The 24,453-nt window shown below is 39.2% G+C and carries 22 protein-coding genes; 7 read left to right on the top strand and 15 right to left on the bottom strand.

Annotated features, from left to right (window positions below; all coding sequences use genetic code 11):
• Nucleotides 1-67: 67 nt before the first annotated feature.
• The 3 genes from I0Q91_RS08100 to I0Q91_RS08090 form a co-directional block, all read right to left on the bottom strand.
• Complete coding sequence (locus I0Q91_RS08100; RefSeq protein WP_270453955.1) at nucleotides 68-424, bottom strand: hypothetical protein; 357 nt, start codon at nucleotides 422-424, stop codon at nucleotides 68-70.
• 210 nt (nucleotides 425-634) lie between these two features.
• A complete protein-coding gene (gene ltrA / locus I0Q91_RS08095; protein WP_345790970.1) occupies nucleotides 635-2,050 on the bottom strand; it encodes a group II intron reverse transcriptase/maturase in 1,416 nt (471 codons plus the stop codon).
• 497 nt (nucleotides 2,051-2,547) lie between these two features.
• Nucleotides 2,548-4,098, bottom strand: a complete 1,551-nt coding sequence (locus I0Q91_RS08090) for a hypothetical protein (RefSeq protein ID WP_270453953.1) — start codon at nucleotides 4,096-4,098, stop codon at nucleotides 2,548-2,550.
• A gap of 798 nt (nucleotides 4,099-4,896) precedes the next feature.
• Here I0Q91_RS08090 and I0Q91_RS08085 point away from each other — a divergent pair.
• Nucleotides 4,897-5,556, top strand: a complete 660-nt coding sequence (locus I0Q91_RS08085; RefSeq protein WP_270453952.1) for a hypothetical protein — start codon at nucleotides 4,897-4,899, stop codon at nucleotides 5,554-5,556.
• 201 nt (nucleotides 5,557-5,757) lie between these two features.
• Here I0Q91_RS08085 and I0Q91_RS08080 read toward each other — a convergent pair whose 3' ends face one another.
• The 4 genes from I0Q91_RS08080 to trhA form a co-directional block, all read right to left on the bottom strand.
• Complete coding sequence (locus I0Q91_RS08080) at nucleotides 5,758-6,960, bottom strand: AfsR/SARP family transcriptional regulator (RefSeq protein ID WP_270453951.1); 1,203 nt, start codon at nucleotides 6,958-6,960, stop codon at nucleotides 5,758-5,760.
• A 140-nt stretch (nucleotides 6,961-7,100) separates the two neighbouring features.
• A complete protein-coding gene (locus tag I0Q91_RS08075) occupies nucleotides 7,101-8,249 on the bottom strand; it encodes a BTAD domain-containing putative transcriptional regulator (RefSeq protein WP_270453950.1) in 1,149 nt (382 codons plus the stop codon).
• A gap of 57 nt (nucleotides 8,250-8,306) precedes the next feature.
• A complete protein-coding gene (locus I0Q91_RS08070) occupies nucleotides 8,307-9,005 on the bottom strand; it encodes an RNA polymerase sigma factor (protein ID WP_270453949.1) in 699 nt (232 codons plus the stop codon).
• A 128-nt stretch (nucleotides 9,006-9,133) separates the two neighbouring features.
• The gene (gene trhA, locus I0Q91_RS08065; protein WP_270453947.1) at nucleotides 9,134-9,775 is read right to left on the bottom strand and encodes a PAQR family membrane homeostasis protein TrhA; all 642 of its coding nucleotides are present in this window, start codon (nucleotides 9,773-9,775) and stop codon (nucleotides 9,134-9,136) included.
• A 174-nt stretch (nucleotides 9,776-9,949) separates the two neighbouring features.
• Here trhA and I0Q91_RS08060 point away from each other — a divergent pair, with 174 nt between their 5' ends.
• The 4 genes from I0Q91_RS08060 to I0Q91_RS08045 are packed head-to-tail and all read left to right on the top strand — an operon-like array spanning nucleotide 9,950 to nucleotide 13,495.
• Complete coding sequence (locus I0Q91_RS08060) at nucleotides 9,950-10,726, top strand: ABC transporter ATP-binding protein (RefSeq protein WP_270453945.1); 777 nt, start codon at nucleotides 9,950-9,952, stop codon at nucleotides 10,724-10,726.
• Nucleotide 10,727: 1 nt separating this feature from the next.
• Entirely contained in the window at nucleotides 10,728-11,501 is a 774-nt protein-coding gene (locus I0Q91_RS08055) for an ABC transporter permease (RefSeq protein WP_270453944.1), read from the top strand.
• A 17-nt stretch (nucleotides 11,502-11,518) separates the two neighbouring features.
• Complete coding sequence (locus I0Q91_RS08050; RefSeq protein ID WP_270453943.1) at nucleotides 11,519-12,535, top strand: ABC transporter substrate-binding protein; 1,017 nt, start codon at nucleotides 11,519-11,521, stop codon at nucleotides 12,533-12,535.
• A 39-nt stretch (nucleotides 12,536-12,574) separates the two neighbouring features.
• Nucleotides 12,575-13,495, top strand: a complete 921-nt coding sequence (locus tag I0Q91_RS08045; protein WP_270453942.1) for a PLP-dependent cysteine synthase family protein — start codon at nucleotides 12,575-12,577, stop codon at nucleotides 13,493-13,495.
• Between the two features lie 118 nt (nucleotides 13,496-13,613).
• On the opposite strand, the gene nhaC is transcribed toward I0Q91_RS08045, so the two are convergent.
• From nhaC to I0Q91_RS08020, 5 genes are all read right to left on the bottom strand, one after another.
• Complete coding sequence (nhaC, locus tag I0Q91_RS08040) at nucleotides 13,614-15,056, bottom strand: Na+/H+ antiporter NhaC (RefSeq protein ID WP_270453941.1); 1,443 nt, start codon at nucleotides 15,054-15,056, stop codon at nucleotides 13,614-13,616.
• Nucleotides 15,057-15,341: 285 nt separating this feature from the next.
• Nucleotides 15,342-16,094 carry a cytochrome b5 domain-containing protein gene (locus tag I0Q91_RS08035; RefSeq protein ID WP_270453940.1) on the bottom strand — a complete coding sequence of 251 codons (753 nt, stop codon included), beginning with the start codon at nucleotides 16,092-16,094 and terminating at the stop codon, nucleotides 15,342-15,344.
• 78 nt (nucleotides 16,095-16,172) lie between these two features.
• Nucleotides 16,173-16,928 carry a Mut7-C RNAse domain-containing protein gene (locus I0Q91_RS08030; RefSeq protein WP_270453939.1) on the bottom strand — a complete coding sequence of 252 codons (756 nt, stop codon included), beginning with the start codon at nucleotides 16,926-16,928 and terminating at the stop codon, nucleotides 16,173-16,175.
• Between the two features lies 1 nt (nucleotide 16,929).
• On the bottom strand, nucleotides 16,930-18,615 hold the full coding sequence (locus I0Q91_RS08025) for a DUF2207 domain-containing protein (protein ID WP_270453938.1): 1,686 nt from the start codon (nucleotides 18,613-18,615) through the stop codon (nucleotides 16,930-16,932).
• Nucleotides 18,616-18,678: 63 nt separating this feature from the next.
• Complete coding sequence (locus tag I0Q91_RS08020) at nucleotides 18,679-19,413, bottom strand: histidinol-phosphatase (RefSeq protein ID WP_270453937.1); 735 nt, start codon at nucleotides 19,411-19,413, stop codon at nucleotides 18,679-18,681.
• A 310-nt stretch (nucleotides 19,414-19,723) separates the two neighbouring features.
• Between I0Q91_RS08020 and I0Q91_RS08015 the strand changes: the two genes are divergently transcribed.
• Complete coding sequence (locus I0Q91_RS08015; protein ID WP_270453936.1) at nucleotides 19,724-20,170, top strand: FMN-binding protein; 447 nt, start codon at nucleotides 19,724-19,726, stop codon at nucleotides 20,168-20,170.
• A 134-nt stretch (nucleotides 20,171-20,304) separates the two neighbouring features.
• Nucleotides 20,305-21,381: an alanine racemase gene (locus I0Q91_RS08010; RefSeq protein WP_270453935.1), complete on the top strand. Its 1,077-nt coding sequence runs from the start codon at nucleotides 20,305-20,307 to the stop codon at nucleotides 21,379-21,381.
• A gap of 100 nt (nucleotides 21,382-21,481) precedes the next feature.
• Here I0Q91_RS08010 and hisC read toward each other — a convergent pair whose 3' ends face one another.
• The 3 genes from hisC to aroF are packed head-to-tail and all read right to left on the bottom strand — an operon-like array spanning nucleotide 21,482 to nucleotide 24,337.
• The gene (gene hisC / locus I0Q91_RS08005; RefSeq protein WP_270453934.1) at nucleotides 21,482-22,579 is read right to left on the bottom strand and encodes a histidinol-phosphate transaminase; all 1,098 of its coding nucleotides are present in this window, start codon (nucleotides 22,577-22,579) and stop codon (nucleotides 21,482-21,484) included.
• An 18-nt stretch (nucleotides 22,580-22,597) separates the two neighbouring features.
• Nucleotides 22,598-23,485, bottom strand: coding sequence for a prephenate dehydratase (pheA, locus tag I0Q91_RS08000; RefSeq protein ID WP_270453933.1), 888 nt, complete (start codon nucleotides 23,483-23,485; stop codon nucleotides 22,598-22,600).
• A gap of 18 nt (nucleotides 23,486-23,503) precedes the next feature.
• Nucleotides 23,504-24,337, bottom strand: coding sequence for a 3-deoxy-7-phosphoheptulonate synthase (aroF, locus tag I0Q91_RS07995; protein ID WP_270453932.1), 834 nt, complete (start codon nucleotides 24,335-24,337; stop codon nucleotides 23,504-23,506).
• Nucleotides 24,338-24,453: the final 116 nt, after the last annotated feature.

Below are 24,453 nucleotides of genomic sequence, written 5' to 3'. Positions count from 1 at the left end.
CCAATCCAGCAACTTTCAGTTCGGCTGAGTCAGGTTTTTTAATCACCTCCAGGTTTGATTTATTCTATTATAAGGATTTGTAATCTATCTCAAGCTTAGCTTCAAGCTTGCTAGCTGTTTGCTTATAATGGTTTGAGATTCTATCTTTTATTCTGTCAGCTTCTCTGGAATCGACATCATAAAGGATTAATGCGTATTGGTCATGATTTAGCTGACAGAGGACATCGCAGCAGCTAATTTCTGAGGAAAGGATATCCAGCAAATGCTGGCCGGCCTCTTTGATACTGGGTTGATTTTCTGGATAAGTGTCAATCTTTATCTGGTAAAAGTAGGTCGAGGGCCAGCAATCTCTTTCAGACCGTCGACTTTCCAGCTCATATATGTGACTGAATAGGATTTTATCGCAGATAAAGGCCGACTCCATAAATAACTTCCTCCTATTGATGCTGCGATCTCTATTGATTTTTCTATCACTTTCTGTTTATTATTATAGGGAATACTTGCGATGATTTGAATAATGCTGGGATAATGCACGATGATGCTGGGATAACGCAATCGAGTAGGAGAGAAATAATTAATTTATTTCTCGTCCTCTCACACCACCACAGCATACCGTTCGGTACTGGGCGGTTCATTAAGTATTAATTACTTGTGCATATCTTTCTGTAAAACTAAAGTATCCGAGTTTCTTTAATAACTGATTGGTAAAGCTTTTTGCAAGTATAGGGCTATTGGATATTCTCCAGTAGCCTTTCCTTGTGTTAGCATATTCCCACGCTTTGGGCTCTTTAATACCTAATTTCCTGAGCATCCTAAAGCGGGTTTTGACCTTCTTCCACCGTTTCCAGTAGCACATTCTTATTCGTCGTCTTGCCCACTGATCAAGAGCTCGCATCTTGCTTTTCATATCAGCTATTTTGTAATAGCTAACCCACCCTGTGATTGTCTGTTTTAATTTCTTAAAACGATATTTCATCGTCCAGGGCTTGTTTCTTGATGTGAGTTCTTTTATCTTTGTTTTGATTTTCTTGATTGATTTCGGGTGGATTCTTATCCTTACTTCACCATTCATCCGATAAAATGAGAACCCTAAGAATTTTCTTCTCCAGGGTCTGCCGACTGCACTTTTTGTTGTATTAACTTTAAGTTTCAGTTTCTTTTCAATAAATAAAGTTATGCTTTTCATAACTCTTTCAGCCGCTTTCCTACTTTTGACATAGATCTGATTGTCATCAGCATAACGGCAGAATTTATGATTGCGTTTTCCCAATTCTTTGTCCAGTTCGTCCAACATAATGTTACTGAGTAGTGGACTTAGAGGTCCTCCCTGAGGACATCCTTCATCTGTTTTCTTAATTAGACCATCAATCATTACTCCTGAGTTAAGATAAGCTCTTATCAATTTCAGCACCCTTCTATCCTGCACTTTTCTGGCTACCAAAGACATCAGTTTATCATGTTGAACAGTATCAAAATACTTTTCAAGGTCAATATCGACCACCCATGTATAGCCATCATTTATATATTCTTTAGCTTTATTTACTGCCTGATGTGCATTCCTTCCAGGTCTGAACCCATAACTATATTCTGAAAATCCTGGGTCAAATATTGGTGTCAGCTGTTGTGTTATTGCCTGCTGAATCATTCTATCCGTTACTGTTGGGATACCAAGTAGTCTTACTCCACCACCAGGCTTAGGTATTTCTACTCTTCTTACAGCCTGTGGTTTGTAGTTACATTCCAGTATATCTTTTAGAAGCTGTCTGCCATTTCTTTCAAGATGAGGTAGAAGTTCATCTACACTCATTCCATCAATTCCATGGCTGCCTTTGTTCTTGACGACTCTTTTATATGCCCTATTCAGGTTAGGAGCCTCTAGAATTTTCTCCATCAGATTACTGGAGTCTGCATTTTCACCGTTTCCTACATTCGGCAACGCCGCAGAAACACTCTGCACTCTCTCATTACTTCTAGCTTCCAGCCTTCTCTCCTGAGAGCAGCCTTCATATGAAGTTGTCTGCTTTCTATGTGTTTCCGTCGAGTTGTTCAAATCTAAGAAACCTCCTAATGTTTCATCCTTCAATTGATGTATATATCCATCAATCTACTATGACTTCTGCTGCATTCTGACAGTTCAGCTCTTACATTACTGCAGAGTTTATTGCTTAGAAGTTCATCACCACAATTTACTGTCAGACCTTCCCTGGTTAAGAATATTTACTTTCACTTCACCTATCTGCTGTATTTACACTTCCTGTTTCGAATAGTTTTGGGCTTTATTTTGTTATGCAAACTCACCCACAGGAATATGCCTTTTATACAGTTCGTATTCCTCAGACCGAAGTTTTGCCTCCAACTTCCTTCAGATTCCATCTCACGATGGACACCCTTGTCTTCAGCTAGTGGTTGGCACTATTAACCCCCACATCAGACTTTCACTGATTAGCAAATATCCATGCCAGGCAAACATAAAATAACCCCCACCCAGGATGCCTGGTGTGAGGGTTATTAAAAGAGTTATATGAAAAATGAGCTAAGTTTAATTTATTAGTTTTGTTCTGTTTTTATATAGCCCGTTACATAATGGACATCATATAGATCATCATAAGGAAGATTAATACTACCAACATCATCCCAGTAAATCTCTTCATCTCTAAGATCCTTTACAGTGTCTGATAAATCAGTTATTTTGTCAGAACTATAAATTCTTCCTGGACCATGAATATCACTTTCATAATATTCACCTTTAAGTTCGTCTCTATCATCTGTATGGGCTGAAATCTGGACTTCCTGACCAGTTAAAATATTTTCTGGATCTGTTAATTTCTGGCCTGATAATGTCTTATATGTCCAATTGATTCTGTCTATTAATAAATCGCCTTCATCATTTTCAAATAGTTCTATTTCAACATCCAGGGTTATAAAGTGATCTTCAGCCTGATCGATAACATCTGGAAGATAAAATGTGAATTCATCGAGATTTTCAATATTATTCTCTATAAAATACTCACCTGCACCAGGCAGGCCATCTCTTTGGAAATATATATTTGTTGTGTCATAATGATTAATAACCTGATCATCTCTAAAATATTCTGGTGAACCATTATTATAGCTCAGGTAAAAATCAATACCTGAAGTATTATTATCATCCTCGATATCACTATCTGATATAACCTGTGGGGTAAAGGCGATTTCTAATTGATGGTTTTCTATTTCTAAATCTTTGAAATTATTTATTTTTACTATGTTATCTTCATCTGGTTCGGTTAATGTCATATTACTGACAAAATACATGGCCTGGAGTCTTATCTCCTGAGATTCAGTTGCCATCATTTCAACTAGGTCAGGGCTGATAGCTGCTGCACTAAAGAAGCTGCCTGCAACTGCAACGGCATCCAGGTCATTATCCTGAATTGTAAGACTATCGAATACGACTTCATCATCTTCGGAATAAGCGGTGCCATCTTCAAAGGTTATTAAACCGAGATCTATTTCATTTGTATCTTCATCAATAAGATCGCCAGGGATTGAATCCATGCCATTTTCTAAAGCAAGGTTACCGGCATAATTGCCATCTGCATCAACAAAGGTGATTGCGCCAGGTTCTCTAGGGAAATCAATAGAAAAAGTCTCATTTTCAATGTCGATAACTTCATAGCCATACCTGAATATGAGAACTATCTGGCCAATGTCTGGGTTGTTACTGGTATCAGCAGCCTGGACTTCAGATTCATCTGATAATTTGCCTCTAATAGTTAGGCCGCTGCCAGTAACTTCATCTGGCCTAAAGGTTATGATGTCGCCATCGTTGCTGCTATCTACTGTTTTAGAAGGGTAGCTGTCGTCCTGGATTTCTATACGGTTTTCGCCTTCGAGACTTGAAATATCTACTCTTCCTGAATCATCAGTATCATAGATTTCATCGCTATTAACAACAACTCCAATGTCACTGACTGGTTGGTCGTTTTCATCTAGAACCTCAACAGTAATATCATAAGTCTGGTCAATAATATCTACTCCATTATCACCAATATTGTCACAGGCTGAAAAAACCATAAGTAAAGTAAAAACAGTTAGTAATGATAATATTTTTTTCAAAATAATGATTCCTCCTCTTTTATTTTAGATTTATGTTCATATCTTCAAATTTATTATTATACTAATTATATTATTATTTATAGAGAATTTGAATGATGTTAGGATAACGCTAAAAACCTGCCATTAAATTAATGACAGGTTAGTAAAGCAATTAATTGATTTTAGATTAAACTTAACTCTTCATCTTCAATATGCTCGCCACAATAAGGACATTCCCATTCACCGCTGGAGGAACTGGAATATGACTTTTTGCTGCAGTTATTGCAAACCATGGTGTACATTGTTAACTCCCCCTGGAAATCAGTTTAATCTAAATGGCTAATTTAGTTAAATAGAGTTTATCTTTGTTATTAAATTTAATTATATAATATTGGATATGGATTGTGAATGATATTGGGATGATAAACTTAAAAATAATTGCTTTCCCAATTGCAGTCGTCGATGAAATCGACATATGTTTTTAATGAGTCTTTTTAAATGCGTATTCTTATCCGGTCATTTCAGTTCATCGGGAAGACGTCAAAATGCATTTCGAATTTTCCCGATTGTCGTGGCAACGACAATTTGTACCAGTTAAAAAATAAATTTATTATTTTTGAAAAAGCACTTGCAATTTATTTATTATGGTGTTATGATGAGTTGTATTTAGAAAATAAAGGATTTTCTTAATACTAATTAGAAATATCACTTAAATAGAAAGCCAGCAGAGTAAAGTGCTAAACTGCTGTTGATATAGATTGCCTGACTTGTGAAATCTTGCTTTAGGATAGGTCTGACAAATAAAAGGGGGATGATAATTTGAGTAAAGTTAAAATGCCGTTGATGTCTGAGGCTGCCAGTGGAAAATTTGGTAAAGAGTTTGTTTATTATAAGAGATATGGCAAGTCTATTTGTCGGAGATATGTGAAAAATGATGGTGGAGATAGCAAGGCTTCAAGAAAGAATAGAAATTTATTCAAAGAAGCAGTTGAATTTTCGAAATTACTGACCGTTGATGATAAAGCAGCCTGGAATAAGATGAGTCAGGGAACGACTTTAAATGGGAATAATCTTTTTATGAGGGCAGCGCTGACTTCATTTCATAATGGCAATAATTTCAGGACAATTTACGGTGTTGAATTTGTGAAAAGATCAGGTGATCCCAGTGAGTCTGTTGGTTCCAGAGATAACTGGGTGGAACTTGAGATTATATATCAGGCCGAAGCCGAGCTAGAATATTATTTGATTGTTGGTGAGGGCAACTTTAATAACTGGAATGGCGGTGATACTCTTACCGGTATTGGTGATTTTGATGATCTTGAACGGAAAGTTGAGGGGATGACTGATTCTGAGGGTAGAGGAAGCTTTATGGTGGATAGGTTAAAGCCTAATAGAGATTACTGGTTCCGAATTGTCAGACCTGAGGGTGACGGGATCTCAGCTGTTTATGAAGTTCTTAATTATGACAATCAGGCTTGAGTCAAAAATGTGTTATTCGTATGTTAAAAGCATATCGGGACCGGGGAGGTACCGAGGAGATACCGAGGAGGTACCGGGGAGGGACTGGATCAGGTCTGGTTGAATGCTGGTCTGGCTGGAGCTGATCTGTGCTGATTGATTAGGGCAAAAAAATAGTCCCATCTTGCGATGGGAGATTAAATAAAGACGTTCTTTGACAATTTATTTTAATTTATGATCTTTGAGCCTATAAATCTTCTGGGAAATGCTCAGGCCAGCTGGCAGGCCAAACCTTGCTTTAAAGGAATTTTTGATTCTGCTGGTAACTTTTTCGGCATCATTGCATTCGATATTGGCCAGGAGAACTATGAAATGTTTCTTGTTCCAGCGGGTAACGATATCGCCGCTCCTGAGCTGATCATTCAGGAGCTGGAGAAATTGATTGCCGATATTATCTATATGATCAAATTTTATTTCCTGCTGTCTTTCTTTTTGTTCTTCAGTAAGCCTTAGATGGATGATACATCTTGACGGTCCATCTCGCTGGCAGCGCCGTTTTTCCAGTTTATAGAGTTCCAGAAACTTGTCAGGTGTGCAGAGATAGGCACCTTCTTCATCAGCGGCTTCATCAATGGTACTGAGGAATTCTTCTGGCTGCTCCGCCCTTTCAATTTTGAGGTCTCTAAAAATATTCTGGAGCCTGGGAGGTACTTTCAGGCCATTATCCTGATACAGGGTTTTAATTTCCTGATATTTAGCCCGGGCTTCATTTTCCTTGCCGGCACCGATCAGAGCCTCGAGATACCCGATAATTACATCTTCATCAAATTTGATTAGTTTCTGAATCTCATCATAGAAAGTCAGGAGGGTATCGTATTCTTCTCTTTCTTTTAAGTAACCATCGAGTTCCAGTGCCGTATTCCTTAAGAGATCACGGTAATAGTTTCTGGCAGACCAGAGCCATTCTTCTGAGCGGGCTTCCTGGAGGTAATCGCCCTGGTAGATTTTAAGGGCTTCCTGGAAGAGATCAACTGCTCCGTCTGAAGATTCCTCGATTAATCCGACAACCTGTTCGCATTTATTTTCAAAGACCTCTGAATCAAGCCAGTAATTGGCATCGCCGTTGAAGGTATAGGCTGAGCCGGAAGTTTTGATGAAATGGCCATTGCCCTGGTTGGTATATTTGTTTAAAAGGCTTCTGAGTCTGTAGACTAAAGCCGAAAGAGAGCTTTCCGGGTCGTCATTATTATTTAAGCCCAGGATCATGATCAATTCATCTCTGGAGATTTCCTGATTATTGAAAGTTATTAGATACTGGAGTAGTTTCCAGCGCTTGCTGGATTTATTGATATTCTCGGTAATCACCTTTTCACTATTAGCGACCTTAAAGTTGCCGAGTGTATATATTTTCAGTTCTCCTGCCATTTATTATTGACCCTCCTTCATACTTTAATAAGCGCAAAAGCTAGAGTTTCCTTGATAACAATATATCAAAAATTGCTAATCTTTTAAATGCTATAGGTTGTTACAATGTTTATTATGCCGGCTATCACATTTTGAAAATTTTATACTTTTTTGTATTCATAATCTAACATGATCTCAGGTGGCGGCAGGCTTTCATCGTATTCTTCAATGATCCTGCCAATTATCTTTTCAACTTCTTTTTCAGAAATATCGACTAAAAGGAGCAGGTACTCTCTGGGTTTAAGCCTGGTTATTAAGTCATATACTCTTAAATTATCAAGGAGATTTTTATGCAGGATCCTTTCAGCCTCAATCATTTCAGATGGACTGACCTGGCGCATGAGCTTAAATTTAACCAGGTAGATCTCTCTATCCTGTCTTTTACTTCTCCGTCTTTCTAAGTTAACTATTTTGGAGAAGGTTATCGGGCCGCATTCAAAGGCCTTTTCGTTTTCTATTTCATCGGATATCATGTCTTCCATGCTGAGATTATTATCCATTGAGATTAGTGATGATATCTCCTGTTGAAATTCGGCTGAAATCTCAAGATCATAATTATCAAAGACAGACATTGCCTCTTCAGCCTTGATAACTGCCTGGTCTGGAAGCTTGACCTCCTTTAGGAGCTGGATCAGGTTATAATAAAAGTCTACATTAATATTATTGACCTGTAAGCCTGTCTCATAAAGTTCGATTGCCTGTTGATAATCTCCCTGCTCTTTGCAAATCTCAGCAGCCATTTTAATTATTTCTGTGAATTTTGACCTATAGTGCTGGCGAATATTTAATAGTTCCTTTGAGGTTAGTTCACTATTTTCCAGGAAATCTCCTTTATAAAGTTGAATAGCCTGCCGGTAATACTTGATTTTCTCCACTGCCTCAACCTGATTGCCCTTTTTTATTAGCTGATCGAATTTTTCTGTATCCAGCCAGAAAGGACTGCCCTCATTGAAAATATAACCGCCGTTTTCGCTGAAAATAAAGTTACCCTCTCTATTTCTGATATCCTGGCGAAGCCTATAGATAAGGGCCCTTAAGGCCTGATTGGGATTGGAATTATCGGCTAAATTCAGTTCCTGGATAAGCCTGGTATCAGAAATTTTCTCTCCTCTATTAAATAGAAGGATAAGAAATAAACGCCAGCGTTTTCTTAATTTTGGACCCTGTTCGGTGTAGATGATCTCATCTCCCTTTTTTATAGATAGTTCACCCAGGGTATTGATTATAAGATTGTCATAATTTGGAACCATGTCTATTTTCCTTCCCTATTTATATTAGTGTAGAACTGGAGCAGTTTTGTGACATCTTTAGAGGTTTTTTTTCCAATAATTTTTATCTGGCATGACTTTTTCTGAGGCTGCATAAAAATGGGCCTCATCTATTGCTGAATAAATCTTTTCATATTCTTCTCTAATATTAAATTCTTCAACCTGATCTTTGATTCTGCAGTTGCAGCTGCCATCAGGATTATATAATGTGCACTGGTCATTTAAGAACTTTTTGATTTTTTTACGGGATCTGGAGACTATCTTTCTAACTGTGGCTTCTTTTTTATCCATGACTTCTGCAATAACTTCATAATCAAGTTCTGCACCATCTCTTAGGACATAGGCGACTTTCTTTTCCGGGGTTAAGCATTGCAGAATTGCAGTCAGGCAGCGATCACACTGTTCTTTAAGCCAGAGCCGGCCGTCATAATCTATCTGATCAGGGATTCTGACATCAGGGCCGTCAAAGCAGTGTTTTAGAAATTTTTCATCATATAGCTTTTTATTGGGCCAGTATTTGCTGATAGTTCTATAGGCTACTTTGTAGATCCAGGTCGATATTTTTGATTCTCCACGAAAGCTTTCAAGACTTTTAATTACTTCATACCAGGCCTCCTGGGCAGCTTCTTCAGCGATATGGCTATCCGGTATCATTCTATAGGCCAGGCTGGATATCAACGGTCCGTAGTCATTTACGAGCTCTTCTGCAGTTAATTCTTTACAGGCTATATCTACCATAAATCCTCCCTTCAGAATGGTACTCTTGTTAAAATATTATTACTATTTTTTGGATGCTATCAATATAATTCTAGGGAGTCAGGATTATTCCTTCTTATTATCTGAAAAACTTACTTTAATTAGCTGGTCTAACCTAGAAGATTATAAAAGACTGTGAAAAAGTGGAAGATGCTGCCGCCTAGCACAAAGATATGCCAGATTGCATGGTTGTATTTTAAGCCTTTCTTTACATAGAAGATTGTTCCAACTGTATATGATAAGCCACCGATAAAGAGAAAGATAAGACTGGCTGTCGGCAGGTTATAGATTAAATCCCGGATAACCAGGATACTGAGCCAGCCCATAACCAGATAGAGGACCAGCGAGACCTTTTTAACTTTTTCAAAACAGATAATATTTAGGGCTATTCCCAGGACAGCAATTGCCCAGACAACAATAAAGACCGATCTGGACCAGAGTCCATCTAATGTGGCCAGGGTTATTGGGGTATAGGTCCCGGCTATTAAAAGATAGATTGCTGAATGATCAATAATTCTAAAGACGTATTTAGCTTTGCCGTAGGGGAAACTATGATAGAGGGTTGAAGCTAAATATAGAATAATTAAAGTTGTGCCGTAAATACTATAGGATACAATCTGTCTTAGTTCCCCATAGAGATTGGCCATTACAACCAGTACTCCGGTTGCAGCTATGGCCATTCCCAGTCCAATTCCATGCAATACTGCATTTACTAGTTCTTCTTCATAAGTATCTGCATAATTATCTGCCATCTATCTCAACTCCTTTTAAAGTCATAACAATTACATTAATTATAACATAAATTAAAAATAATATTAATATAAACTTGACATACGTACTATGGTTTAATATAATGTATAGCAGTTAGGTTGGTTTTCTGTAAACCACTTAACAGTTTTAATTACTTTTTAGGAGGTAGATATTATTTGTTTGCAATTAGCAGTAAAGAACTCGAGAAGTCGTATGGTGGAGAACTTGTCTTAAATAAGATCAACCTGGAGGTAGATACTGGCCAATTTGTAACACTCTTAGGGCCATCTGGTTGTGGGAAGTCTACTCTCCTTCACATAATCGCCGGATTGGAAGATCAGGATTCCGGCCAGTTAGACTGTCAGGGGCAGCCTATTACCGGGCCGGCACAGAATAGGGTAATGATGATGCAGGAAGCAGCTCTATTCCCCTGGCTGAATGTAGAAAAGAATGTGGCCTTTGGCTTAAAGGAACGTAATATAGATAAAGAGAAGCGATTGGAACTTGCCCATCAGGAGCTGAAAAAAGTCGGGCTGGCAGATGTTAAAAAGGCCTATCCCCATCAGTTAAGTGGTGGCATGCAACAGCGGGTAGCTCTGGCCAGATCAATGGTCTTAAAGCCTGATATACTGCTGATGGATGAGCCTTTTTCGGCCCTGGATGAACAGACCCGCTTTAAATTACAGCAGGAACTGGTTAAACTCTGGCAGAATACTGATATGACAATTATTTTTGTTACCCACAGCATCCGGGAAGCTTTGCTGATTTCTGAGCGGGTTCTGGTAATGGCCAGCAATCCTGGTCAGATAAAGGCAGAATATGAGTTAGATCTGCCCTATCCTAGAAAACCGAATCAACAGAAGATAGTTAATTTAGAGGCTGAAATTCTTGAGGATTTACTCAGCGAAGATGATCAGAAACAGAAGGCACTAATTGAGAAGGTTGCAGGATAAGATGAAGTTAAAAAAATTACTGGAAACTTTTCTCATTCGCTTTATTGTAATTGCAGGGTTTTTAGTTATCTGGCAGACTATTGCTGGCCTTGATCTCTGGCCTGATTATTTGCTGCCGGAGCCGATGGCTGTGCTTGAGACTCTAGTTACCAGATTCCAGGACGGTTCATTGATTAATGCAATTCTGGTCAGTTTCAGGAGGCTATTAATCGGTTTTAGCCTGGCTTCAACACTGGGATTCCTGTTAGGTCTCCTTTTGGGACTGGTGCCAGCAGCTGATGATGCTCTCTCGCCGTTTATACTGGCTTTACAGAGTGTTCCCAGTGTTGTCTGGTTGCCACTGGCCTTACTCTGGTTTTCCCTTGGAGAACAGGCTATTATTGCTGTTATTATCCTGGGAGCCAGCTGGAATATGGCCTCAACAACTACCAGCGGCATTAAGAATGTTAATCCGGTCTATATAAAATCAGCCAGAACTCTTGGTGCAGGCAGTTTTAGTGTCTTTAGAAGGGTTATTATGCCAGCAGCCCTGCCCTCATTAATTACTGGTCTCCGTTTCTCCTGGGCATTTTCCTGGAGAGCTTTGATGGCCGGTGAACTTATTGGTGGTGGCAGCGGTCTTGGCCAGCTTCTAATGTGGGGCCGGGATATGGGTAATATGCGACTTGTTATTGGTATTATTATTTTAATTGGAAGTTTCGGTTTTATCACCGATAATTATATATTTAAGAAGATAGAAAATAAAATTTTACAGCGCTGGGGTTACCAGCAGTAATTCAAGGAGGAATTTCAATGCAAAGCAAGAATAAGATTAAATATACAGTGATATTTTTGAGTTTAGCTTTAATTATTGGACTTGGAATTTTTAATTATACAGATGGATTCGATGCCATTGCTGTCCGCGATGAGCCAGTTGAAGATAAAGGTGAAATTGTTATTGGTTATTTCCCTAATCTGACCCATGGATCAGTAATGGTTGGTTTAGAAGAAGGTTTTATTGAGGAAGAATTTGAGGGTTATGATGTTAAGACTGAGACCTTTCCTAATGGTTCGCTCTTTATGGATGCCTTAATGACAGATTCCATTGATATTGGCCTGGTTGGACCAGGGCCGGCACTTAACAGGTTTCTCCAGGGAGCAGAAGTAGTTGCTCTGGCTGGAGCAAGTACTGGCGGTAATCTATTAGTTACAGCCCCTGATGTTGATTTCAACGGTGCTGAGGACTTAGACGGTTTAAGAATAGCGACACCTGCTCTTGGTTGCACCCATGATCTTCAGCTCAGACATATGCTGGCAGAGACTGGCCTGACTACTCAGCGACAGGGCGGTTCTGTTGATCATAGAACTCAGCCGCCGGCTAATTTGAGCGGTATGTTCCGCAGAGGTAATCTTGATGCAGCAGTAATTTCAGAGCCCTGGGCTTCACGCTTAGAATATGAAAATGAAGGTAAAGTTGCTCTGGAATGGAACGAAGTTCCCTGGGATGGCGAGCTTCCAAATACTTTAGTTGTAACCAGAGCTGATATTGTCTCAGATCAGCCTGAGGTGGCAGAAAAGTTTATGGCCGCTCAGGAAAGATCAAATCAATTTATTGCTGATAATCCAGAAAGAACTGCTGAAATAATTCAGGACAGCATTCTTGATATTGCTGAGCAGGAATTGGATATAGAAATTATAAGTTCATCTTTAGAGAGAACTCAGTTCAGTTCAGAATTAAATCAGAGAACTGTCCAGGAGATGGCTGATATTTCAATGGATTCAGGTTTTATTGATAATAACGATCTAGATGGTTTCTTTTTAGACAATTAATAAGGGATTAAAACCAACAACCTGTCAGGAGGCAATCAGATGATAATTCATTCTGGAGAAGATTTAATCGGTAATACTCCTATTGTCAAATTAAATAATTTGGTTCCAGCTGAACTGCCTGATTTCTATTTGAAGCTTGAATATCTTAATCCAGCTGGCAGTATTAAGGATCGGCCGGCCTTTGAGATGCTTAAGTCTGCTGAACAATCAGGTCAGCTGCCTGCAGGTGGCGGCGGATTAATTCTGGAGGCCTCCAGTGGCAATACTGGTATCGGTCTGGCCAGGGCGGCAGCAATTTTAGGCCATAAAACCATTATTGTTCTGCCTGAAAAGGCCAGCCAGGAACGGCGGCAGTTGATGGCTGCTTTCGGGGCAGAATTAATCATCTCCCCTGGTGATCAGGGTATGAAAGGGGCCTATGAACTCTGTAAGGAGCTGGAAGAGGAATATCCTAATGCCTTTAGACCAGATCAATTTGGGAATCAGGCCAATCCTGAGGCCCATCGCAAGACTACTGGTCCAGAAATATTAGAAGCTTTCGGCCAGGATCTTAATCTGCTGATTACATCCTGTGGCACCGGAGGCACTCTAACCGGTACTGGCAGTTATTTAAAAAAGAAGATTCCTGGGCTTAAGGTTTTTACTTATGAATCGGTCTGTGCACCGGTTTTGAGTGAAGGCAAACAGGGCAGTCATAATATTCCTGGCACCGGGCCTGGTTTTGTGCCAGATATTCTGGATAAATCTATTTATGACCGGATTCTACTCCTTGATGAGGATGATGTTTATAATATTCAGCATCAGCTGGCAGTCCAGGATGGCCTCTTTTTAGGACCGTCTTCAGCAGCAGGTGTTGTGGCCGGTCTAACAGTTGCAGAGGAGTTTCCAGCAGATGCTAAGTTTTTAATCATTGCCCCTGATGGGGGCGAACGCTATCTTTCAACGCTTTTCCCTAAATAAACCTTAAATAAATTAAAGACACCCCTGGAACAGCTTGATTAAAAGCTGTCCAGGGGTTTTTATATTCTAGCTATTTATAACTATTTCTAGTCATTATTTAATTAATGTCTGTATTTAATTAATCTGCTCCTTCAGCTGCTGCTTTTTCATCTTCTTCTGTCCACTCAGCAAATCCAATTCCAAGATAACCATAGGCTATGGAAATTAACGGAGTTAACCAGTTAAAGAATGCAAATGGAGCATAGACCAATGGATTGATTCCTAAAACACCATACATGAAGGCACCACAGGTATTCCATGGTATAAGTGGTGATGTAACAGTACCTGATGATTCAGCAATCCGGGATAGGTTCTTTGGATGGGCGCCAATATCCTTATAAGCATGGCTAAACATCCTGGCCGGTAATATTATTGCCAGATACTGATCAGCGGCTACTAAGTTAACAAAAATTGCTGTTATATGGGTAACCAGTGAGATCTGACCATAGGTTTTAGCTTTCTTCAAGATGTTTTCTAAAATAACTGCCAGGAATCCACAGTTTTCAAGGATTCCACCTAAACTCAAGGCAGCCAGGATTAATGATATAGTCCACATCATTCCATCTAAACCACCGGCATTCAAGAGTTCATCAACATGTTCAACACCTGTCTCAATAAAGTAACCATAATGCATTGTATCAAGTACAGCCCCAAGTCCTGCACCCTGGGTTATCATAGCTGTAATACCACCGATTACTGCACCACCAATTAATGCTGGGATCGGAGGAACTTTAAAGATGATCATAACAATAACCAGCAATGGAACTACCATTAATACAGGGCTGATCCAGAAATTCTCTGAAAGTGTCATTGTAATTTCTTCTATTGCCCCTACGTCAAGTTCCTGACCGGCAAATTGCATACCAATGATAGCATATAAAACCAGCGTAATTACAAAGGCTGGCACAGTTACCAGTAACATATGCCTGATATGTTCAAAAACGTTTGTATTCCCGGCTGCCCCAGGCGCCAGATTAGTAGTATCAGATAATGGTGAAATCTTATCACCAAGATAGGCACCAGATATTATAGCACCACCGACTAATCCTGGCGAGATTCCTAGACCTCCACCAATACCAACAAGTGCAACACCAATGGTACCGGCTGTAGACCAGGAACTACCAACAAATAGAGCAACTATAGCTGTCATTATTGCTGCTGCCACTAAAAAGATCTGAGGTGACAGGATCTGCAGACCGTAATAGATCATTGTCGGGACAATGCCACTCTGAATCCAGGAACCGATTAACATACCGACAATCATCAAAATAATAATTGCCTGTAAGCCAGTTCTAATTCCACTGAAAATCCCTTCTTCAATAACATTCCATTTAACTCCCATCCTGACAGCAACTAAAGCTGCAAAAGCTGCTGATAGTACAATCGGAATGTGAGGATCAATCTCCAGGACAATAATACTGAGACTGAGAGCAACAATCAGAAATAGAATTGGAATCATGGCTTCTGTCATTGTCGGCATCCGTGGTAATTCATCATACTCCATATTCTTCTTTTTTGCCATTTAATATAACCCCCTTAAAATAATTAAATAAATATAAGTGGAAATTAAGAAATTAAAGAATATTATCACCTATTATTATAATAGTAATTTAAGAATTAATCAAGTTATTAAAATTGTCTGAGAAGTCAAAAAATCCTCTTAGACGGTATTACTACCCACTAGGGTAGTTAATCTCCTTTATATTTAAATTTAAATTATTAAATTAATAAAAAAACAAAAAGGAAAAGGCTGACAGCAGAAAGCCATCAGCCTAAACAATATAAATATATTTAATTAAAGGGGAAGCTATTCAACTAAAACGCCAACTACCGGGACATCTGGCAATACTGAACGGAGATGATCAGCCTCTTCAATCTCATCAGTCAAATCCTGGCCAGCTTCATGACCAAAATGTTCTCCATCTTCAAAGCTTTCAGTAACGTCAAAGATAAAACCATCAACGGCTACAAATGCATCATTGCCATCCTGGCCATCATATTCTGCCAGTTCATCCAGAGTTAATTCATAAGATACTAAAGCGCCAACAACAGGCATTGCCATAAGGGTATCCTCACCATGCTGACCTTGAAATTCATCTGTTAAATCCTGGCCAGCTTCATGACCACCATGGGTTCCATCGGAAAATGTATCAGAACCATCATAGATAATTCCGTCAACAGCTACATAGGCTGGATTATCATTATGACCATCATAATTTGCAAGTTCTTCTTCAGTCATAGCTCTACTTAAATAATAGCCGACAACTTCTCTGCCTTCCATCAGCTCAGCTTCATGGGCCTCATAAAATTCTTCAGTCAAATCCATTCCTGCATCATGTCCGGCATGGCTTCCATCTGCGAAGGTGTCTGAGAGATCATAAATTCTGCCATGATAACCTACATAGGCTGGATTATCATCGGTACCATCAAATTCTGCCAGGGTCTCGGTAGAATAAAACCCGGATGAAGCACTTCCATGCCCTGCTCCCAAAGCTGTTAATGGAAATAATAATAAGCTAAATACCATAATACTTACAACTAATAACTTCTTTTTTGCCATTAATAACACTCCCTTTAATAAAATTATTAATATCGATTCCTAATAATAAATATATCAAAGAATACTATTTTTGTCAACTTAATAATTATAATAATATTTGATTATTTTATTGAAAAAATTCTCCATTCTTTTATAATGAGAACCTTCCCAGTAAATCTTATCGCATTCCTGGCAGATCTTAAATCTTTCAAAATACTTTTTTGTCTTAGGTTCAAGCCGGTCAATTATAGCCTGCTTATCAATTTCAACTAATCTGCTATTGCAGTCGGTGCAGCGACTTTCATTGCCATTATAATATTTATCCAGGTCATACCGGTTAAAGACTTCATACAACTGGGCTCTGGGATCATCATAATGAATAAATTGACCATATATTACCTGCTTATGCATCAGTATCCCGTGATCTCTAGTAAGAATTATTCTCTCATCTTCCACTCCACTTTTGATTATTTCGTCATCCTCTAAATCATTTCGATAAATAGTATCAAAATTAAAGCGGCGCAGATATTTTGCCAGCTTTCCAAGATGGACATCGGCTATAAACTCCGGTTTCCTGGAATATGGTTCTCTTAATCTATAAGTATCTGGCAGGTCTAATTGATGAAAATGGGGATAAACAGCCAGTCTATCACCGCTCTCCACCAGATAGGAAAAATCAACTGGTCTATTATTGGCCAGGATTAATTCAACTTCAGTATGGGGAATCCCAACAGTTTCTATTCTATCTTTAATACTCTGGCGGCCTTTAAAAATATGATGAAACGGTCTCTTCTGCTGATCATCTGGAAGAAACTTATTTAACTTGCCATAAAACCGGAAATATAATTCTTTCATTTTAACCGGCTCCGCCTCCACCGCCACCAGCACCTCCGCCAGCACCGCCGGATGAAGCTGATGTGGATGCAACCGCAGCATAAACCGCTATCATCGTATATTCAACAACCTCAATAGCTTTTAAAGCTCCTTCCAGACCATCAACTGCCAGCCAGTGTGGAACTTCCAGTGATTCAGCCTCTTTATCACTGATATTCTTTTCAATTTCTTTTCTATATTTTTTGAATTTGCTGCCAGTCATCTTATCATCGGCTAAAAGCCAGGCAAGATTGCTTAATATCAATTTAAGGGCAGCCAGACTATCAGTTTCAACAAGTTCTTCCAGTCTTTCCCGGCGTTCATCGATCTCATTATCTATCTTCTCTCTAATCTTAATAGCTGTATCGGTTAGAGGCAGAATCACTGCATAGCGAATGAACTCACCTATTGCCAGTATTCCAGTAAAGACTGCTGGCAGAAATGTGATCACCCGATCACTGATTACAAAATCCAGAAACATGCCAATCGAGATTGCCATTAAAAGCAAGCCTATTAGCAGACTGGTGCTCCTGATACTTTTTCTGTAATTAGATTTCCAGGCTTTAACCTCTGCCTTCTCTTTATATTTATCAACAATCTTTCGCCAGAGAGAACTCTTTGTAATTACTTTTTCTAGTTTCTTTTCATTATCGCCTATTTCATCGAAAAGTTCGCTTAAAACCTTTAAATCATCAATCTCTTCTGTTTCAGTCATCTCTTCAGGTAAAGCCAATTTGATTTCAGCTTTTTCGCCACCAAAAAACTTATCCTTAATATCAACTCTTAACTGGATAAGGTTTAGTTTGCCAAGATAAAAGATCAATGCTGCCAGCATTCTTGGTCCCTTAGCACCTTTATAATCATAGAGCAAAAGTTTTTCAAGAAAACTTAAATTATTGTATTGAATAATTTCATCATCCAGGAGTTTTACATTATTATAATCTGGTTTCATCAGTTTATAACTATCAACTATCCGGTAAATGACGAGAATCAGGGCGATTATCAATAATCCAATCAACCAGGCAGAATAATCCCGGATTGAAGCTCTTTCAGGCATGGAAATCTGTTCGCTAAAACTAAAATTTATGCGCCAGCCTTCACCAGGCTCAATATTCTCTCTTTCAAAATATAAATCGGCGTATGAAATACTATCAGGTTCGCCGCCATCAATGAACTCAATGCCATCAGGCTCCTCTGGCAGACTAATTATCACCCTGGCATTCTCGACTGGCACATCCCAGTCAGTGCCCAAGGCCTGCCAGTCCACTATATTCCTGCCATCACTGCTAATTAACCCGGCCCTGCCGGCATATTCAATTCTAAAAGTAGCTAATCCGGTTGTTTCAGGGTATTCCCAGTCAACCTCAAGTGAAGAGCCATCGCTAACATTATAATTGATTAATTGTCTATCGACTGAACTAATTGCAATAAAATCTATCTCTGCGAATCCTCTACCCGGAACCTCACGGTAAGCAGTTGAAAATTCACCTTCTATAAAATTATACTCAATCTCTTCAGTTATTATAAAATCTCCATCTGAATTGATTTCCATCTCAATTAAATAATTTTCAATCCTGTAAACCTGCTCTGCAGCTACTTGATTAATATTTAAAGATAAGACAGATACTAATATTAAGATCAGGCTGACAAAAATTATTCTCTTCTTCAATAAGAATCCTCCTCACCTCAAATATATAAGTTAAATTAAAGCATCCAGATTGGCTGCTCCAGCTTACATTATCTCCATTAATTTTTCCAGTAGCTCAAAGTTTTCGCCAACCCTGTCCGGTCGGTGGGCATCTGAGCTATAAACAATCTCAAGTTCTTTGTATCTGGCCAGCTTTAATATATCAAGGGCTGGATAGAGCTCATTAACTGGCTTATTTAAACCATTAGTATTAATTTCAAGTTTAGCTCCCTGCTCTTTTATTGAATCCAGTACCGGTTCGACCATTTCCAGGACCAGGACCCGGTCTTTAATCACATAATCAAAAACTTTTATCAGGTCAAGATGGCCGATAATCTCAAAAAAGCCAGTATTGACAGCCTGGTCAAGTAGTTTGAAATACTCCTGATAAACTCCGATCAGACCTTCATAATCATATTCTTCCCATCTATCCTTATATTTAGCATAATCAAAGCTCCAATCGCCAATGTCATGAACAGAGCCAATTGAGTAATCAAAGGGATGGTTATCCAGTATCCCCTTAATTTCATCTTCTCGACCAGGAGCATAATCAAATTCAATTCCGATAAAGACTTCAATTTCAGCTTCCTGTTTTATCTTCTTTAAGTTTTCAAAATTAAACTGATCCAGATAAATTTCATGATCAGTAAACCCTATACCATCAAGCCCTTTAATTTCAGCAGCTGTAACGAATTCCTGAAGCCGCTCCATATTCTGACAGGGCTTCACCTCATCTTCGCCATGAGCATATGGATGGGTATGCCAGTCGATCAATTTCATCTATATCAACACCTTTCTTATATTTCAATAATATCCTTATGATGATTATACTTTTTTGAGCTAAAATATGCAAGAGCCAATTTCTGGTCGGTTCCAGTCCTGCACCAACCCTTCATCAACCCTTCTCTGGTCCTATTGATTAAATATTAGAATACTTATATTAAATTTAACTCTTTTTTTTTAAAACAGGCAGGAGATAAGCTTTTTATCTTGAATATTATAATAGGATATATCAAATTAATAGTTTTTTTATCTCTAAAGTTGTTACAAATATAACATATCACAATTATTAACAGGGGGAATTTTAAAAATGAAGAAGATTTTAGCTTTAGGTTTAGTCCTTGCTTTTGCTCTAACTTTCAGTTTTGCTGCGCAGGCTCATTATGAATATGCTGATGACTATGCAGATGCTACATATCGTGGCATTTTTGCTGATGGTGACTCAATTCAGGTTAATGTCCAGTTTACAATTGAAGACAATACTTTTACTAATCTTAGTTTCCGTCACCTATATTATGGTGGCGAAGATTATTATGATCATGATGAAGGCACCTTCTATGAATTAAGACTTCAGCATGAAGAAGCTCTAGAATATTTAGAGGGTAAAGAAATCAGTGCTGCTGACGATCTCTTTAATGGCGAAGATGTCGTTGAAGAATATGCAGAAGTAGACGGCTTTACAGCTGCTACTATGAGAAGTAATAAAATTGTTTCAGCTATTAGAGATGCTTTAAATAGAGGTCCTTATAGTTACTAAATGATAAAAATCTAAAGATATATCCCAACCTGGCCTGGCTTTAGGCCAGGTTTTTTAATATAAATAACTTCCAGCTTTTTTATTTTCATGTTATAATTATACATAATAATTCTATTTCTGAAAGGAGTTTACCAATGCCAGCAAAATTAAATATTGACTTAAATAAAATCGCAGCTAATATTGATTTCTGGCAGAAACTCTGCCAGCAGAATAATATCAACCTTATCGGTGTAGGCAAAGGCTGCCCATCAAACCAGAAAGTAGCCAGGCTTATTGGCAACAAGACATCAGTATATGGTGATTCCCGTTTAAACCGGTTAATCAGGCTTAAAAAATCAGCTGTCAACTTTTCCCTGGCACTTTTACGAATTCCAGCTTTAAGCGAAGTTGAGGATGTTATTAGATATACAGATATCAGCTTTAATAGCCAGTTTAAAGTTTTACATAAATTAAATCAGGTTGCCAGTAGACTAAATAAGCTCCATCAGGTCATTTTAGTGATTGAGGCAGGGGATCTCCGAGAAGGAATCTATCCATCAGAAAAATCTGTAGAGATTGCAGCAGAAATCGAAAAGATGTCAGGTTTAAAACTACTAGGGGTTGCTGCTAATTTCAACTGTTATGGAGGTATAAACCCGGATACAGAGAACTTAAATAATCTGATCCAGATTGCCGAAAAGATAGAAAGCTGCCTGAATAGAAAACTTGAGATAATCTCCGGGGGAGCAACAACCTGTCTGCCACTGCTCCTTGATAATAAGCTCCCGGCTAGAATTAATCAGCTCAGGCCAGGCGAGGCTTTGCTTCTTGGCCAGGATCTCCAGGAGATCTGGGGCTATGATCTCCCTGAACTAAAGACTGATGCCTTCATCCTCCAGGCTGAGGTTATTGAGATTGAAACTAAACCTTCAAAACCCTATGGCAATAGTTATGTCGATGCCTTCGGCCAGAAACCAACTTTTAAAGATAGAGGTATGCGAAAAAGGGCAATTCTTTCTATTGGTAGAGCAGATTTTGTCTATCCAGATCAGCTAATCCCCTGCCAGCAGGGCATTGAAGTACTGGGAGCTAGCAGCGATCACCTGATTCTTGATATTGAAGATGCCCGAGCTAATATAGCTGTTGGCGATACCCTGGAATTCCAGCTCTATTATGGGGCCCTGCTCCATTTAAGCCAATCAAGGGATGTTGAAAAAGTAATAGTTAACTAAAAAGAGCCGGCCAGGTTTTGTTATCCAGGCCGACTCTTTATAAAATATAGGGGGCGTTATGCTTTGAATAGAAATTATGCTTTTTATGGAATTTGTACTTTTAATTATGAAGCTCCTGTAATTTCTCAATCAAAATTTCATTTTCAGTCCTGCTGCCAACAGTTACCCTGAGCATCCCTGGAACACCAAGGGGAGCACCTGGTTTAACAATAATTCCTTTACTCTCAAGCCTGGCAGCAGCTTCTCTGCTATCACCTGGAGCTGCAATCAGGAGGAAATTGGCTTCACTTTTAATATAATCTATGCCAGCCTGATCAAGCTCCTGATAGAGATATTCCCGTTCCTGTTGATTTTTGGCCCGGCTCATCTGAATATGCTGTTGATCCCTTAATGCTGCAATGGCGGCCCTCTGGGCTATCCGATTACAATTAAAGGTATCTCTTATCTGATCAAGATAATGAATAATCTCTGCTGAACCAAGACCATAGCCAACCCGCAAACCAGCCAGACCGTAGGCCTTTGAAAAAGTCCTTAATATCAGGAGATTCGGTCTTTCAGCTAATTCATCCAGCCCCTGATAATATTCGCCAGAAGTCATATATTCATGATAGGCCTGATCAAGAACGACCAGGATATCGTCAGGCACAGCATTAATAAACTCTCTAATTTTACTTTTCTGCTGCATAGTTCCTGTCGGGTTATTTGGGTCACAGAGAAAGATCATCCCTGTCTTTTTATTAATCTCCTCTGCCATCCTATCAAGGTCAAGTCTTAGATCATCATCCAGGGTCACAGCAACTCCATTTGCATTTTTTGATTGAATATAAAGCTTATACTTGGCAAATGAAGGATCTGGATAAATAATCTCGTCTTCCTCTCCATTAAAAAGCTCAACCAGCAATCCAATGATTTCATCAGTGCCATTCCCGGTAAAAACCATTTCTGTGGATAAATCATAGAAGTCAGCCAGAGCCTCCCGGAGTTCTGTCGCCTTGCTGGCAGGATATTCAGCCACCCTTGCTGTCTCATCGGCAATCACATCTTTAACCTCTGGCGATGGTCCATATGGGTTCTCATTTGAAGCCAGCTTAATCGGCTCCTCAATATTATACTTTTTCTTTATCTCTGCCTTATCCTGACCGGCCTCATAACCTGAAACCTGTGACATATTCTTCTCTAACCTTTTTACTAAACTCATTTTATCTTCCTCCTAATCTTAATTATACTCAACTGCTAGCTCCTCACTTGTAAATTCAAGCCTGGCATATGATCCTAAAACTTTAAAGTATGATGACTTTAACCGGAGATTCTTCAATATTTCTTTTATCTCCCTATCCTGGCTATCACCTTCAAAATCTATAAAGAAGAGGTAATCACCAAGGGTCTTTCTGGTCGGCCTGGACTCAATTTTAGTCAGATTAATATTTTTTCTGGCAAACTCTTCAAGGAGTTCATGGAGTATGCCAGGCCGATTTTTGACTGGGGCCAGAATTATCGAGGTTTTACTGGCTGCCAGAGCCTGTCTGGCCCGGCCGGCCTCTAAGTTAACTCCTGGCCTGCTTAATAACACAAACCTGGTCCAGTTTCTTGATTCGTCCTGAAAACCTGCTTTGCTGATCTCCAGGTTATTTCTTCTGGCAGCAAGCCTTGAACCGATAGCTGCTTCATTTCTGGAACTCAGTTGATTAACGGCTTCAGCTGTGCTATTAACCTTAACAATCTCGGTATCTCCAAGATACTTCTTTATATTATCCCGGCATTGTGCCAGAGCCTGGGGATGGGAAATAACCTTTTCTATTTCATCAAGTTTAACCCCTGGCTTAACTATCAGGTTGTGGACTATCGGCAGGGTAATCTCAGCCTGAATCTTGAGATTGACCTTATGGGCCAGATAATCGAGAGTAATATTTACAGAACCCTCTAGAGAGTTTTCAATCGGCACAATCCCGGCCGGGACCTCACCATCAGCAATTGCCATTATTAATCTCTCAATGTCTATGTAAGCCTCAAGCCTGGAACTATTATCAAGCTTTGCTTCAAGATAATTAACTGCTGCCATCTCAGTGAAGGTTCCTGGTGGGCCTAAATATCCTAATCTTTTCATATTATCAAATCCCTTCTTTTAAATAGCTGATGGCAGTATTTTATCTCCAGAACTGCCTAATGAGCTATCGATTAAGCTCAGTTCCTGCATTAAATCAGAAAACTCTCCTGGTTCCAGTGATTGAGGTCCATCAGATAAGGCTTCTTCAGGGTTAGGATGAACTTCAAGAATGAGACCATCAGCTCCACAGGCGATTGCTGCCTTTGACATTGGCGCAACTAGCTTTTTCATGCCAGTTCCATGGCTTGGATCAGCAATTACTGGCAGATGGCTGAGCTCTTTTACCAGAGGAATTGAGCTTAAATCCAGGGTATTCCTGGTCTTCTCGCTAAATGTCCTGATCCCCCGCTCACAGAGAATTACCTGATGATTGCCAGCTTCCATAATATATTCTGCAGCCAGCAGCCATTCTCTAATAGTTGCTGACATTCCTCGTTTAAGCATCACCGGTTTATCAAGCTCGCCAATAGCCGATAGTAGTGGATAATTCTGCATATTCCTGGCCCCGATCTGGATGATATCAGTATATTCCATTACTGGCTCCATCTGTTCTAGGCCCATCATTTCAGTTACTATCTTTAACCCAGTCTCTTTTCTGGCTTCAGCCAAATACTGCAACCCCTCTTCTCCCAGCCCCTGGAAGGAATATGGCGATGTCCTGGGTTTATAAGCTCCACCTCTTAAAATAGTTGCTCCAGCTGCTCTAACGGCTTTAGCTGTCTCCATTACCTGCTCTCTACTCTCTACTGCACAGGGACCAGCCATTATCGTCGGCTTGTTGCCACCAATCTTTACATCATCAAGCTCAATTACTGTCTTCTTTCTCGTTTCTGTTCTACTCGCTAATTTCATAATTATCAATCCTCCAAATAATAGTTTTATAAATTTTTCTCTATAAAAACACAAAAAGCCGCCCCATTACAGGGCGACTGTATAATCGCGATACCACCTGACTTAATCTCTAGATA

The sequence above is a fragment of the Halonatronomonas betaini genome (assembly GCF_015666175.1).
Classification (GTDB): Bacteria; Bacillota; Halanaerobiia; order Halanaerobiales; family Halarsenatibacteraceae; genus Halonatronomonas; species Halonatronomonas betaini.
The sequence above is the reverse complement of the archived record's forward strand: the minus strand, read 5'-3'. Positions and strand labels throughout refer to the sequence as shown.

Excerpts from the sequence above, each read along its gene's own strand:
- I0Q91_RS08100 (WP_270453955.1), bottom strand. The coding sequence starts at position 424 with ATGGAGTCGGCCTTTATCTGCGATAAAATCCTATTCAGTCACATATAT.
- I0Q91_RS08080 (WP_270453951.1), bottom strand. The coding sequence starts at position 6,960 with ATGGCAGGAGAACTGAAAATATATACACTCGGCAACTTTAAGGTCGCT.
- I0Q91_RS08075 (WP_270453950.1), bottom strand. The coding sequence starts at position 8,249 with ATGGTTCCAAATTATGACAATCTTATAATCAATACCCTGGGTGAACTA.
- I0Q91_RS08070 (WP_270453949.1), bottom strand. The coding sequence starts at position 9,005 with ATGGTAGATATAGCCTGTAAAGAATTAACTGCAGAAGAGCTCGTAAAT.
- trhA (WP_270453947.1), bottom strand. The coding sequence starts at position 9,775 with ATGGCAGATAATTATGCAGATACTTATGAAGAAGAACTAGTAAATGCA.
- I0Q91_RS08055 (WP_270453944.1), top strand. The coding sequence starts at position 10,728 with ATGAAGTTAAAAAAATTACTGGAAACTTTTCTCATTCGCTTTATTGTA.
- I0Q91_RS08050 (WP_270453943.1), top strand. The coding sequence starts at position 11,519 with ATGCAAAGCAAGAATAAGATTAAATATACAGTGATATTTTTGAGTTTA.
- I0Q91_RS08045 (WP_270453942.1), top strand. The coding sequence starts at position 12,575 with ATGATAATTCATTCTGGAGAAGATTTAATCGGTAATACTCCTATTGTC.
- nhaC (WP_270453941.1), bottom strand. The coding sequence starts at position 15,056 with ATGGCAAAAAAGAAGAATATGGAGTATGATGAATTACCACGGATGCCG.
- I0Q91_RS08035 (WP_270453940.1), bottom strand. The coding sequence starts at position 16,094 with ATGGCAAAAAAGAAGTTATTAGTTGTAAGTATTATGGTATTTAGCTTA.
- I0Q91_RS08030 (WP_270453939.1), bottom strand. The coding sequence starts at position 16,928 with ATGAAAGAATTATATTTCCGGTTTTATGGCAAGTTAAATAAGTTTCTT.
- I0Q91_RS08020 (WP_270453937.1), bottom strand. The coding sequence starts at position 19,413 with ATGAAATTGATCGACTGGCATACCCATCCATATGCTCATGGCGAAGAT.
- I0Q91_RS08015 (WP_270453936.1), top strand. The coding sequence starts at position 19,724 with ATGAAGAAGATTTTAGCTTTAGGTTTAGTCCTTGCTTTTGCTCTAACT.
- I0Q91_RS08010 (WP_270453935.1), top strand. The coding sequence starts at position 20,305 with ATGCCAGCAAAATTAAATATTGACTTAAATAAAATCGCAGCTAATATT.
- hisC (WP_270453934.1), bottom strand. The coding sequence starts at position 22,579 with ATGAGTTTAGTAAAAAGGTTAGAGAAGAATATGTCACAGGTTTCAGGT.
- pheA (WP_270453933.1), bottom strand. The coding sequence starts at position 23,485 with ATGAAAAGATTAGGATATTTAGGCCCACCAGGAACCTTCACTGAGATG.
- aroF (WP_270453932.1), bottom strand. The coding sequence starts at position 24,337 with ATGAAATTAGCGAGTAGAACAGAAACGAGAAAGAAGACAGTAATTGAG.